Below are 12,396 nucleotides of genomic sequence, written 5' to 3' on the forward strand. Positions count from 1 at the left end.
GGGCGGCGCTGGCGGCCGCCCTCGAGCGCTGCGGGCCCGCGGGCGATGTCGAGGACGTCCGGCGGGCGGACATTCCCGGACGCGAGGCGGTGGAAAGCCTCAAGGCCGCGGTTCGCCGGCATGCCGAGAGCGTGGAGCGGATGGAGGAGCAGGCGCGCGACCTCATGCGCGAGCTTTCCGGCCAGCGCGCAGGCCTGGAGCGCATGCGCCGGGACGAGGTGCTGGTCAGCGACGAGGAGGCCAGGGCGCTGCGCCGCGCGCGCGACCAGGCCTGGCAGGCGCATCGCGCCGCCCGCGACGAAGAGACTGCCGAGCGCTTCGAGGTCCTGCTGCGCAAGGACGATCACGCCGCCGACCAGCGCCTTGCCCAGGCGGGGCAGCTGTCCGAGCTGCGCCTGACCGAGCGGGCGCTGGCTGCAAACGAGGCGCGGCTGGAGACGCTGGAGGCCGATCTGGAGCGCGCGGGCGAAGACCGCGGCCTTCTGGACGACAGGATCGGGCGCCTGGCGTCCGGGCTCGGGATCCGGGCGGCGGCAAACGGAGACGGCCGGACGACGGCCGTTCGGGCAGGACGCGGGCGGGGAGCCGCATCCGGTCCTGCCGCGGCCTCGCTCGGCGCCGCCGCTTCCGTTGCGCAGGCCGAGGCCTGGCGGGAACCGGAGGCCGAGCCCGTCGCAGCCTGGCTGGCAGGGGCGCTGGCCGAGTTGGAGGCGATCGACCGCGCCATCGAGCACCTGCGGGCGGCGCGGACCGCCGCCGATCATCTGGCCGAACGCAGTGCCGCCGTCTCGGCGACGATGCGCGAGGCGCAGGAGATGGCCGGGCGGCTGTCGCAGGCGTTGGCAAGCCCGGTGCCGGTGGAGATGTCCGCCGGCGTTCTCGACGAACTGCTGCTGCGCGCCGACGATCGCGCCGCAGCACTTGCGGAGGTCATCGCCGTGGGGCGCAACGCGCGCGCGGCCCTCGTGTCGGCGGAGGCAAAGCAGCGCGAGCGGCAGGCGGGCCGGGCGGCGGCCGAGGCCGCGGTGGCGGCATGGCAGGCGGACTGGGACGCCGCCTGCGACGGCACCTGGCTCGCCGCGACCGGACTTGCGGCTGATGCGGCGCGTGCCGGCGCGCTGCTTCCCCTCATCCGCGACATAGCCGGGCTGGTCGATGCGCGGCGCGAACTCGACCGGCGGATCGAGGGCATGCGGCGCGACGAAGCCGATTTCCGCCGCCTCACCGCCGACCTGGCGGCCCGGCTCGGGGAGCAGGCGGACGATCCGCTCGCCCTGCTGCGTCAACTGGCCGACAGGCTCGGCCGCGCCCGCGAGGTATCCGCCCGCAGCGCCAGCCTCCGGGCGGAGCTCGAGCGGCTGGAGGCGGAGGGCCGCGACGTGGACGACCGGCTTGCGGTTCACCGGCGCCAGGCGGGCGACATGTGCGCTGCCCTCGGCTGCGAGACGCTGGCGGATGCCGCCCGGGCCCTGGAGCGGTTGCGCGAGCGCGAGGAACTGCGCCAGCGCGCCGACGAGACCGCGTTCGACCTTGCGCGCGCCATGTTGACCGCGACCGCCGAGGAGGCCGAGGCCGCGCTTGCGGCCACCGACGAGGCGGACCTGCTGCGCGAGCGCGACCGGCTGCGGGCGCTGCACGAGGATCAGGACGGAGAGGTGCGCGCGGCGCATGCGGCGCGGATCAAGGCTGCCGATGCGCTGGCCGCCGTCGCGGCGGACGGCAGGGTCGCCGCGATCGAGGAGCGGCGGCGCACGCTGATCATCGACCTTGCCGAGCGGGCGCGGGGCTATGTCGCCGGCCGCGCCGGCATCCAGGCGGTGGAGGCGGCCCTGCGGCTCTACCGGGAACGGCACCGCAGCGCGATGATGCGCCAGGCCTCGGACGCCTTTCGCACGATCAGCGGCGGCGAATATGCGGGGCTCGCCACCGTGCTCGAGAAGGACCAGGAAATCCTCGTCGCGGCCGCGGCGTCGGGCGGCACGAAGCTCGCGCGCGAACTGTCCAAGGGAACGCGCTTCCAGCTCTATCTGGCGCTTCGGGTTGCCGGCTATCACGAGGTGGCGGCGAACCGGGAGATCCTGCCCTTCGTCGCCGACGACATCATGGAGACCTTCGACGACGGCCGCGCCTTCAACGCCTTCCGACTGATGGCCGACATGGCGAGGGTAGGGCAGGTCGTCTACCTGACGCACCATGAGCACCTCTGCGCCATCGCCCGGCGGGCCTGCCCGAGCGTCACCGTCCACGAATTGTGAGGCGGGCCGCGCCGCCGCGGTCCGTGCTAGAGCACGAGATGCTGGACGACCAGCATGAAGGCAAGCACGGCCGCGGCCAGCGCCCCGCCGACCACGGCCAGGGCGACGACGGCACAGACGAGGCCCGCGATCACCCACACGCCGTCGCGCTCCAGGATGCCGAAGGCGGTGAGCGACACCGCGAGCGCCGGCAGGATGTTGCCGAGCGGCATCGGCAGGAACAGCACCACCGCAAGCACGAGACAGACCGCGCCCATGACGTTTTCCGCTGGCGGCGTCGTCAGGAACGACAGCCGTGGCCGCAGCAGGCGTTCGGCGCGCAGCAGCAACGGCATCAGCCGGCCGACGACGGCCGCGAAATCCCGCGTCGTCATCGACCTTCCGGCGATGATCTGCGGCAGCCACGGCCTCAGCCCCAGCGTCATTTGGGCGGCGAGCACGACGAGCGGGGCGCCGAGGACCGCCGAGGTTCCGGGCGGCGTCGGCAGGATGTTCGGCAGCGCGAAGATCAGCATCAGCGCCCCGAAGGCGCGGTCGCCCATGGCTGCGAGGATGTCGCCGACGCTGATGCGCTCGCGCCCCTGATCGTCCGCAAGCCCGGCGAGGATGGCGGAGAACCGGCGGCGGGTAGCGGCATGGTCGAATGCGGCGCTGCCGGGGTGGCCCTCGTCCTGGCGCTCGTCGATCATGCGGACCTGCCTTTGGGGAATCGTTGGCCGTGACCGGACGCTACGTCGCCAAGGTGACCCGCGTGTAACAGTCAGGTGCGCGCGGCCTGAAGGGAACCGAGCGCCGGTGCGCTTGCATTTGCCGGGCAGGGGGAGGATCCTGAGGGCAGGCGGGCGCCCATGAACCGGCGGAAGTCGCCGGGCAGCGCCAGCGTACCGGCTCGCTGGCGGGCCCCCGGTTGCCGGCCATGCCGGGGCGGCGGGCAGCGCTTGCGCGTAGCGGCCGGGAATGCCCGCCCCGCACGCAATCTCGGCCGTCGGGGTTGACTTGGGGCGGCACCGATGGTTCTTGGCACGGTGCTTCGGCCCGGTGCCGGAGCGTCTACGGGCGAGTGCCATGACGGTTGGACAATTGAGCGGTGGCAAGGATCGGCAGCGGGGTTTCCTCGGGGCGTTCCTGCTCATGCTCGCGCTCGTCGTCGGCCAGTTCGTCACCCTCGAACGCAAGATTTCCTTCCGCGCCGCCGCCGATCCGGCGGTTTCGCGCGCGGCGGCGGACAAGGCGACCGGCAGCACCCGCCCGCTTTCGGCGGGCGGCGGATCGAACGGCAGCGACAGCTGGCACCTGACCGCGAGCGCCACCGAACGGCGTGCCGCCAAGGCGAAGGCGACCGGTGGCGGCGATCCGTGGCCGGAACTCGGTCTGCCGCTTTCCAGCCGGCCGGCGCCCCTGGCCGGGCTTGCTGACCTTGCACGTCTGCCGCTGCCGGACGCGGCGGTCCATTCCGCAGCACCCCGGCACCATTTTGACGGGCGGGCGCCCCCGCAAGGCGTCCTCTGACGGCCCTCGAGGGCCGCCACCGGCGCCACGGCGCGCCGAATTTCCGACGATACCGGAGCCTCGCGGCCCAGGGCCCGACGCTCTCTCGCACCTGAAGCGGACACTTCCATGCGCACATCCAAATGGGCCCTCGCGGCCTATCTCGTCATCATCATCTTCGGCGTCCTCACCGCCGTTCCGAACATCCTGACGCCGTCGCAGCTCGAGCGCTTCGGCAGGTTCCTGCCGGCCAAGCCCGTGACGCTCGGCCTCGACCTGAAGGGCGGTTCGCATCTCGTCCTCGAGGTCGATTCCGCCGCCCTGACCAAGGCGCGCATGGACGTGCTGCTCAACGACGTCCGCGGCATCCTGCGGACCGCCGGCGAACGGGCCTCGGCCGCCCGGCTGAACGGCACCACCATCGTCGTGACCCCGTCGTCGCCGGAAGCGCGCGACAAGGTCCTGCCGGAGATCCGCAACCTCGCAGCCCCCGCCGGCGCGCTCGGCTTCGGGGCGAGCGCCTCCGACATCGACGTCCAGCAGCAGGGCGACACGATCAGCGTGACCTTGACCGAGGCGGGCGTCGCCGACCGCATGACCGCGGCCGTCGACCAGAGCCTCGAGATCATCCGCCGCCGCGTCGACCAGGTCGGCGTCGCCGAGCCGTTGATCCAGCGCGTGGGCGGCGACCGCATCCTCGTCCAGCTGCCCGGCCTGCAGGACCCGACCCGGCTTCGCCAGCTGCTCGGCTCGACCGCGCAGATGAGCTTCCACATGCTGGATGCCTCCGTCGATCCGAACAGCGTGCCGCCCCGCGGCGTGACGATCCTGCCGGGCGCCAACGACGGCCAGAAATACGCCGTCGAGGATCGCGTGACGATCTCGGGCGACCGTCTGGCCGATGCCAAGGCCGGCTTCGACCAGCGCACCAACGAGCCGATCGTCTCGTTCACCTTCGACACGACCGGCGCGCGCCAGTTCGGTGAAGTCACCAAGGCCAATGTCGGCCGTCCCTTCGCCATCGTCCTCGACGGCAAGGTGCTGACCGCACCCGTCATCCGCGAGCCCATCCTCGGCGGCCAGGGGCAGATCAGCGGCAACTTCACCCCGCAGGAGGCGACGGTTCTCTCCGCGCTGCTGCGTTCGGGCGCCCTGCCGGCCCCGCTCACCATCATCGAGGAGCGCACCGTCGGCCCGAACCTCGGCAGCGACTCCATCCGCATGGGCCTCTATACCGGCCTCGCCGGCCTCGCCTTCGTCGTCGCCCTGATGGTCGGCCTCTACAGCGCCTGGGGCCTGATCGCCGTCGTCGGCCTGATCCTGCACACGATCATGACGATCGGCATCCTCGGCCTGCTCGGCTCGACGCTGACCTTGCCCGGCATCGCCGGCATCATCCTCGGCATCGGCATGGCGGTGGACGCCAACATCCTCATCAACGCCCGTATCCGCGAGGAGACCGCCTCCGGCTCGGGCGCGATGAAGGCGCTCGACGTCGGCTTCAACAAGGCCTATGCGACGATCGTCGACGGCAACATGACGACGATGGTCGGCATGCTGCTGCTGTTCATGTTCGGCAGCGGCCCGGTCCGCGGCTTTGCGATCACCATGATCATCGGTATCGCGATTTCGATGTTCACCTCGATCACGGTCGTCCGCCTGCTGATGCGCGAGGCCGTCGTTCGCCGCAAGATGAAGAAGATCGAGATCCATTCGATCCTCGGCGCGGTGCGCAGCATTCCGAGCTTCTCCTTCATGCGCGGCCGCTTCGTGGCGATCGGCGTCTCGGCGTTCCTGTCGATCAGCTCGATCATCCTGTTCTTCACCCCCGGCCTGAACTACGGCATCGACTTCGTCGGCGGCATCCAGGTCGAGGCCACCTCGAAGACGCCGATCGATCTCGGCACGTTGCGCGAGGAGCTGGAGGGCCTGAACCTCGGCGAAGTGGCGCTGCAGGAGTTCGGCCACGGCACCTCGGTGCTGATCCGCGTCCAGCGGCAGCCCGGCAGCGAGGAGGCGCAGACGGCAGCGTTGAACCAGATCCGCCAGGGCGTGTCGGAGGTCATTCCGGACGCGAGCTTCGAACGCACCGAAGTCGTCGGCCCGACCGTGAGCACCGAGCTCGCCCGCTCCGGCTTCATCGCCGTCGGTCTCGGCATGCTGGCGATCCTGATCTACATCTGGTGGCGCTTCGAATGGCACTTCGCCGTCGGCGCGATCGCGACGCTGATCCTGGACATCACCAAGATGATCGGCTTCTTCGCGCTGATGCAGATCGACTTCAACCTGACGGCGATCGCCGCCGTGTTGACGCTGATCGGCTACTCGGTCAACGACAAGGTCGTCGTCTACGACCGCATGCGCGAGAACCTGCGCAAGTATAAGTCGATGCCGTTCTCCGACCTGATCGACCTGTCGATCAACCAGGTGATCATGCGATGCATCTTCACCTCGGTCGCGGTGGCCGTTTCGCTGCTGCCGATGGCGATCTGGGGCGGCGACACCGTCAAGCCGTTCGCCTGGCCGATGGTCTTCGGCGTCATCGTCGCGACGTCCTCGTCGATCTACATCGGCGGCCCGATCCTCCTGTTCCTGTCGCGCTGGTGGAAGGACCGCGAGGGCAACCGCCTGCCGACGGCAGGCGGCCCGGAAGGACAGGTCATCGAGCAGAAATAGGAAAAAGGGGCGCTTCGGCGCCCCTTGAACGTTTGGCCTGCGCTGACGTGGGCAAAAGAAAACGCCGCGCGTCTGGCGGGACGCGCGGCGTTGTTCTTGGGCGGTGCCGGGAAACTCCGGCCGAACCTGCGGCCGCGAGGGGAGCCGGGAGCGGCCTGACTATGCGGCCTTCCGGACGCGATGGGCGCCGGCGTGCTGACGGTCGTCGCCGCCGAGGCGGAACTGGCCCACGAGCTGCGACAGCTGGTCGGCCTCCTGGGCGAGCGTGTGGCTGGAGGCGCTCGTCTGCTCGACCATGGCCGCGTTCTGCTGGGTCATCTGGTCCATCTGGTTCACGGCGGTGTTGATCTCGTGCAGGCCGGTTGACTGTTCCTGCGTCGAGGCGGCGATCTCGCCGACGAGGCCGGAGATTTCGGTGATCTGCTGCAGGATGTCGGTCAGCGCCGAGCCGGCCTGGCCCACCAGCGTCACGCCCTCGGCCACCTGCTGCGAGGAGGTCGCCACCAGGGTCTTGATGTCCTTGGCGGCATTCGCCGACCGCTGCGCCAGTTCGCGCACTTCCTGGGCGACGACCGCGAACCCCTTGCCGGCTTCGCCTGCGCGGGCCGCCTCGACGCCGGCGTTCAGCGCCAGGAGGTTCGTCTGGAAGGCGATCTCGTCGATCACGCCGATGATCTGGCCGATCTGGCTGGAGGACTGCTCGATCTGCGCCATCGCCGCGACGGCGTTCTCGACGACCACGCCGGACTTCTGCGCCTCGGAGCGGGCGACGGCGGTGACGCTCGCCACCTGGCGGGCGCCGTCGGCGGACTTCTTCACCGTGGAGGTGATCTGTTCCAGCGAGGCGGCCGTCTCCTCGAGCGATGCCGCCTGCTGCTCGGTGCGGCGCGACAGGTCGTCGGAGGCGTGGCTGATCTCGCGCGAGCCGGAGACCATGCTCCGGATCGCGCTGGTGACCCCGCCCAGCATCTCCTGCAGCTTGTCGGCCGCGAGGTTGAAGTTCTTCTTCAGCGCAGCGGCCTTCGGCACGAAGTCCTCGGTGATGCGGTAGGTCATGTCGCCGGCGGCAAGCGCGGACAGGCCGGCAGCCAGGCCGTCGATGACGACGCGATCCTCCTCGGCGGCCGTCGCTGCGGCCTGCTGGGTCAGCATCTGCTCATGGATGTCGGTGAGCGAGCCGCAGGCGCGGATCGTCTTGCCGTCCGCCTGGTGCGCGCAGCCGCCGGTGGCGCGGAACCAGCGATAGGAGCCGTCGCGCATCTTCAGCCGGTAGGCGATGTTGTAGCGCGAGCGCCCGGACTTGTCCTCGAGGTGCTTGGCGAAGGCGGCGAAGGTGCCGGCGACGTCGTCGGGGTGCAGACGGCCCGACCAGGAATGCACGACGTTCGGAAATTCCTGCTCGCTCTCGTAGCCGATCATCCGGCGGAACTCGGCCGACCACGTCCACTTGCTCTCAGGATGCATGGCGTCGCCGTTCTTGAGCACCGCTTCCCAGAGGCCGACGCCGCAGGCTTCGTCCAGCAGCGCCGACCGCTCGCTCAGCGCCTGGTAGCGCGCTTTCAATTCCTTCAATTCGGTGGCGGTTTTCGAACCCAGAAGCCCCATTGTCGCGATCCTTGCAGCCCATAATGATTAACAGATCGCAATTGAATTAAGTTAAATTAGTTTTGAATTGTTTAATCAGGTTCGATGTACGGGCGGCTCGATGCCGCTATCGCCGGAAGCGTCGCGGCGAGAACAGGGCCGGGTCGACCGCGTTCGCCTCGAAGGCTTCGGGCAGCGCCGTCCCGGTGATCAGCGCCGCCGCAAGCGCGCCGATGGCGGGGGAGGTGAGGATGCCGTAGCCGCCCTGGCCGGCGAGCCAGAAGAAGGCGGGGTTGTCCGCCGCCGGCCCGATGACCGGCAGGCGGTCTGCGGAAAAGCTGCGCAGGCCGGCCCAGCTGCTGGCGATGCGTCTGACCTTCAGCGTGGTGGCCTCTTCGAGATAGTGGACGGCATAGGCGATATCGAGCTCCTCGGGCTGCGCATCCGAGGCCTCGCACAGCGTCTCGTCCGCCGGCGAGACGAGCAGGCGGCCGGCATCCGGCTTGAAGTAGTAGGTCTCGTCGATCTCGTTGACCTCCGGCAGCGCGCCGGCGTCGATCTCCGCCGGCAGGTCGACGGTGATGGCGGTGCGACGATGCGGGACGATGCCGGCCGGAGCGACGCCGCAAAGGCCGGCGACGGTGTCCGCCCAGCCGCCCGCGGCATCGACGAGGACTGTGGCGGAGAACGTGCCCGCCGACGTCTCGATGCTCCAGCGACGGCCGTCGTGGCGCGCCCGCAACAGTTCGGCGCCCGCGATCAGCTCCGCCCCCGCCCGCCGTGCCGTGCGGGCATAGCCCTGCAGCAGCTGGTCCACGTCGATATCCCAGTAGTCCGGGTCGAAATAGGCGGCGGCGACATGGCCGGGATCGAGGAAGGGCACGCGGCGGACGGCGTCCTCGACGGTGAGGGCAACGACCGCGACGCCGTCGGCTTTCGCCGCAAGCCGCGCGCGTTCCACGGCATCCTCCCGCCCGGCGGGACCGATCCAGAGGCTGCCGCGGGCGGTCAGGAGGGGAACGGCGGCAAAGCCTTCGGGTGGTCGCGCCAAGAAGGCGTGGCTGATCCGGGCGAGCGCATTCACCGCCGGCGCATTGTCGCGCAGGGTGAACTCGGCCGCCGAGCGTCCGGTGCTGTGGTAGCCGTTGGCCGCCTCCCGCTCGAGCACGGCGACCGAGCGATGCGGCGCCAGGAAATGCGCCAGCGACAGGCCGGCGATTCCACCGCCGATGATGGCTACGTCATGATGCTGCATGGTTTCGGCCCCGTTGGAGATGCGCCGCCGCGCTGCGGCTTTGCCATCGATCTAGGCGACCTGGGACCCGCGTTCAAATTTATAGGGATGAAGGTGAATATCGACGCAATTTATGAGGCGGGATGCCGGAACAGCGGCACCTCTCCCACATGCGCCAGGAAGGCGCGCTCGGCGGGGTTGAGGGCCGCTCCCGGATTGGTGATGCGGAAGGTCTCCGTCTGCGGCAGGTCGTCATAGGGCGGCAGCTGCCACAGTTCGCCCGCCGACAGGGCCGGGCGGGCGAGATGCACCGGCAGCATGCCGATGCCGGCATTGGCGATGACGAGCCGCAGCACCTCCTCGACGTTGAAGGCGATCGCCCGCACCTGCTGGCCGAACGAGCCGACCGCCCTGACCGCCGTGACGGGGCCCATATGCGGGCCGCCGAGGACGTCGGAGATGAAGCTGACATAGGGCTCGCCCCGCAGTTCCTCGACGCGGACGTCCTCGCTGCCGAACAGCCGGTGGCCGCGGCCGCAGTAGAGCGCGTAGGTCTCGATGCAGAACGGCGTGCAGACGAGACCCGCCGGGATGATGCCGTCCGAGATGCCGAGTGTCGCGATGCCGCGCTCCACCGCGCGGATCACGTCCGCCGTGGTCTCCACCCTGACGCCGGCCGTGACGCGCGGATGCAGGCGGAAGAAGGCGGCGAGCGCGCGGTCCCAGTCCGGGTTCAGCGCATGGCTGACGGTGTGGATGGTGATATGGCCGGTGACGTCCTGGCCGGTCGGCTCCATGGCTTCCGGCAACCGCACGACGGCGGTGAAGATGTCGCGGCAAAGCGCATGCAGCCGCTCGCCGGCTTCCGTCAGTTCGAACCGCCCCGGCCGGCGGTCGATCAGCTTGTGGCCGACAGTCTGCTCCAGCCGCTTCAAGGCCATGCTGACGGCCGGTTGCTGCAGCAAGAGCCGGTTGGCCGCCCGCGTGATGCTGCCTTCCTCCACCACCACGACGAAGGTGCGAAGCAGGTTCCAGTCGAGATTGTGGGCAAAGCGTTCGAGGCGGTTGGTCGGCATGGGATCCGAAAGCGAGCCGGAGCGTTGCGGGCGCAAGGCGGCCATCCTTCCCGCGTCGCGGGAGGGTGGCCGCCCGGAGCCGGCTCTACTTCATCGTATAGACGTCGATTGCGAAGTACTTGTCGTTGATCTTCTGGTAGGTGCCGTCGGCGCGGATGTCCTTCAGCGCCTGGTTGATCCGCTCGCGCAGGGCATTGTCCTCCTGGCGCACGGCGATGCCGACGCCCTCGCCGACGAACTTCTTGTCGGTGATCGGCTCGCCGATCAGTTCGCAGCAGCCCTTGCCGTCCTCGTTCTTCGTCACCCAGTCGAGCAGCGGGATCATGTCGCCCACCTGCAGGTCCAGGCGGCCGTTCGCCATGTCCAGGTTGACCTCGTCCTGGGTCGGATAGAGCTTGATGTCGGCGTCGGGATAGACGGCGGCGATATAGTCCGCCTGGGTCGTGCCCGACTGGGCGCCGATCACCTTGCCCTTCATGCCCTCGTTGGTGAAGTCGGTGATGCCGGCACCCTTCGGCGCGGCATGGGTCATGGCGGCGAGATAGTAGGGGTCGGTGAAGGACACCTGCTTCTTGCGCTCGTCGGTGATGAACATCGAGGCGATGATCATGTCGTATTTCTTCGCCTGCAGCCCGGGAATGATGCCGTCCCAGTCCTGCGCGACGACCTCGCACTCGACCTTCATCTTCTCGCAGAGCGCAAGGCCGATGTCGACGTCGAAGCCGGCGAGCTTGCCGGACGGTTCCTGGTAGTTGAAGGGCGGATAGGCGCCCTCCGTGCCGATCTTCAACGTCTCGGCCGAAGCCGTTGCGGCAATAAGGCTGGCGGCGACAAGCGCCAGCAAGGCAATGCTCTTTTTCATGATCGTTCCCCTTTTTCCCGGTGCCCTTCAAACGGGTAGGGCGAGCCTAGCGCTGCGCAAAGTATAAACGAAATAGATAGGCATGATAGCGAATATCATTCACGTCAATGCGCAGCGGGATGGCGGCGGGCGCCATCCCGGCGGGGCAGAAGCCGATCTTGGGGGGCGGGGGCGCCTACCAGCGCTGGTGAACGTAGGGCGCCACCAGCCGGTCGTAGATGCCGGCCGTTGCGGCCATCACCTCGGCGGACAGCGGCGCGAGGTCGGCCGCCTTCGCGTTCGCCTCGGCCTGCGCGGCGTTGCGGGCGCCCGGGATGACGACGCTGACCGCCTCGTTCATCAGGATCCATTTCAGCGCGAACGCGGCCATGCCGGCGCCCGCCGGCACCAGCTTGCGCACCTCCTCGACCGCCTGTAGCCCGACTTCGAGCGGAACGCCGGCGAAGGTCTCGCCGACGTCGAAGGCCTCGCCGTGGCGATTGTAGCTGCGGTGATCGTCGGCGGCGAAGGCGGTGTCGCGGGTGATCTTGCCGGACAGCAGCCCGCTTGCGAGCGGCACGCGGGCGATCACCGCGACATTCCGGCGCTTTGCCTCCTTGAGGAACAGATGCGCCGGGCGCTGCCGGAAGATGTTGAAGATGATCTGGATGCTGACGACGCCCGGATATTCGATCGCCTTCAGGCCTTCCTCGACCGTTGAGACGCTGACGCCGTAGTCGGCGATCTTGCCGGACGCCTTGATCTCCTCCAGCCCCTCGAACACCGCGGGCCGGTAGAACACCTCGGTCGGCGGGCAGTGAAGCTGGACGAGGTCCAGCCGGTCCACCTGCAGGTTCTGTCGGCTGCGGTCGATGAAGCCTTCGAGGTTGGCCTTGGTGTAGCCGTCGGCGGTATGCGGCGACAGCCGGCGACCGGCCTTGGTCGCCACCATCGGCCGGGTGCCGCCGCGCGCCTTCAGTACCTCGGCGATGATCTTTTCCGACCGGCCGTCGCCATAGACGTCGGCGGTGTCGATGAAGGTCATGCCGGCGTCAAGCGCCGCGTTCAGGGCCGCGCGCCCGTCCGCCTCGCTGACGTCGCCCCAGGAGCCGCCGATCTGCCAGGCACCGAAGCCGATATCGGTGGTGGTGAAGGCGGTGCGTCCGAACTGCCGGTGTCTCATCTCACGTCTCCCATCTGTGGATGTGCCGGTGTAGCGCCGGCGCACCCTCCCGACAAGTC

7 protein-coding genes and 3 pseudogenes are annotated in these 12,396 nt (G+C 69.3%); 3 read left to right on the forward strand and 7 right to left on the reverse strand.

What is annotated here, in order from left to right:
- Positions 1-2,255, forward strand: a pseudogene (locus tag P0086_RS19875) (sugar translocase); the annotation flags it as partial.
- 26 nt (positions 2,256-2,281) lie between these two features.
- On the opposite strand, the gene P0086_RS19880 reads toward P0086_RS19875, so the two are convergent.
- Positions 2,282-2,944: an exopolysaccharide biosynthesis protein gene (locus tag P0086_RS19880; protein ID WP_275788739.1), complete on the reverse strand. Its 663-nt coding sequence runs from the start codon at positions 2,942-2,944 to the stop codon at positions 2,282-2,284.
- A gap of 442 nt (positions 2,945-3,386) precedes the next feature.
- On the opposite strand from P0086_RS19880, the gene P0086_RS19885 reads away from it, so the two are divergent.
- Positions 3,387-3,764 (forward strand): hypothetical protein, encoded by a 378-nt coding sequence (locus P0086_RS19885; RefSeq protein ID WP_275788741.1) that lies wholly within the window; start codon positions 3,387-3,389, stop codon positions 3,762-3,764.
- Positions 3,765-3,872: 108 nt separating this feature from the next.
- Positions 3,873-6,419: a protein translocase subunit SecD gene (secD, locus tag P0086_RS19890; RefSeq protein ID WP_112599621.1), complete on the forward strand. Its 2,547-nt coding sequence runs from the start codon at positions 3,873-3,875 to the stop codon at positions 6,417-6,419.
- Between the two features lie 159 nt (positions 6,420-6,578).
- Here secD and P0086_RS19895 read toward each other — a convergent pair.
- From P0086_RS19895 to P0086_RS19920, 6 genes and pseudogenes are all read right to left on the reverse strand, one after another.
- A pseudogene (locus P0086_RS19895) lies at positions 6,579-7,502 on the reverse strand (methyl-accepting chemotaxis protein); the annotation flags it as partial.
- 108 nt (positions 7,503-7,610) lie between these two features.
- Positions 7,611-8,024 (reverse strand): annotated as a pseudogene (locus tag P0086_RS19900) (PAS domain-containing protein); the annotation flags it as partial.
- A gap of 106 nt (positions 8,025-8,130) precedes the next feature.
- The gene (locus P0086_RS19905) at positions 8,131-9,258 is read right to left on the reverse strand and encodes an FAD-binding oxidoreductase (RefSeq protein ID WP_275788745.1); all 1,128 of its coding nucleotides are present in this window, start codon (positions 9,256-9,258) and stop codon (positions 8,131-8,133) included.
- A gap of 110 nt (positions 9,259-9,368) precedes the next feature.
- Entirely contained in the window at positions 9,369-10,349 is a 981-nt protein-coding gene (locus P0086_RS19910) for a LysR family transcriptional regulator (RefSeq protein ID WP_275788747.1), read from the reverse strand.
- Positions 10,350-10,398: 49 nt separating this feature from the next.
- The gene (locus P0086_RS19915; protein WP_275788750.1) at positions 10,399-11,175 is read right to left on the reverse strand and encodes an ABC transporter substrate-binding protein; all 777 of its coding nucleotides are present in this window, start codon (positions 11,173-11,175) and stop codon (positions 10,399-10,401) included.
- Between the two features lie 175 nt (positions 11,176-11,350).
- Entirely contained in the window at positions 11,351-12,337 is a 987-nt protein-coding gene (locus P0086_RS19920) for an aldo/keto reductase (RefSeq protein WP_275788753.1), read from the reverse strand.
- Positions 12,338-12,396: the final 59 nt, after the last annotated feature.

The sequence above is a fragment of the Mycoplana sp. MJR14 genome (assembly GCF_029210525.1).
Lineage (GTDB): Bacteria > Pseudomonadota > Alphaproteobacteria > Rhizobiales > Rhizobiaceae > Mycoplana.

Bases quoted from the DNA above. Each gene is read 5' to 3' on its own strand.
- P0086_RS19880 (WP_275788739.1), bottom strand. From the start codon at position 2,944: ATGATCGACGAGCGCCAGGACGAGGGCCACCCCGGCAGCGCCGCATTC.
- P0086_RS19905 (WP_275788745.1), bottom strand. From the start codon at position 9,258: ATGCAGCATCATGACGTAGCCATCATCGGCGGTGGAATCGCCGGCCTG.
- P0086_RS19920 (WP_275788753.1), bottom strand. From the start codon at position 12,337: ATGAGACACCGGCAGTTCGGACGCACCGCCTTCACCACCACCGATATC.
- P0086_RS19885 (WP_275788741.1), top strand. From the start codon at position 3,387: ATGCTCGCGCTCGTCGTCGGCCAGTTCGTCACCCTCGAACGCAAGATT.
- P0086_RS19915 (WP_275788750.1), bottom strand. From the start codon at position 11,175: ATGAAAAAGAGCATTGCCTTGCTGGCGCTTGTCGCCGCCAGCCTTATT.
- secD (WP_112599621.1), top strand. From the start codon at position 3,873: ATGCGCACATCCAAATGGGCCCTCGCGGCCTATCTCGTCATCATCATC.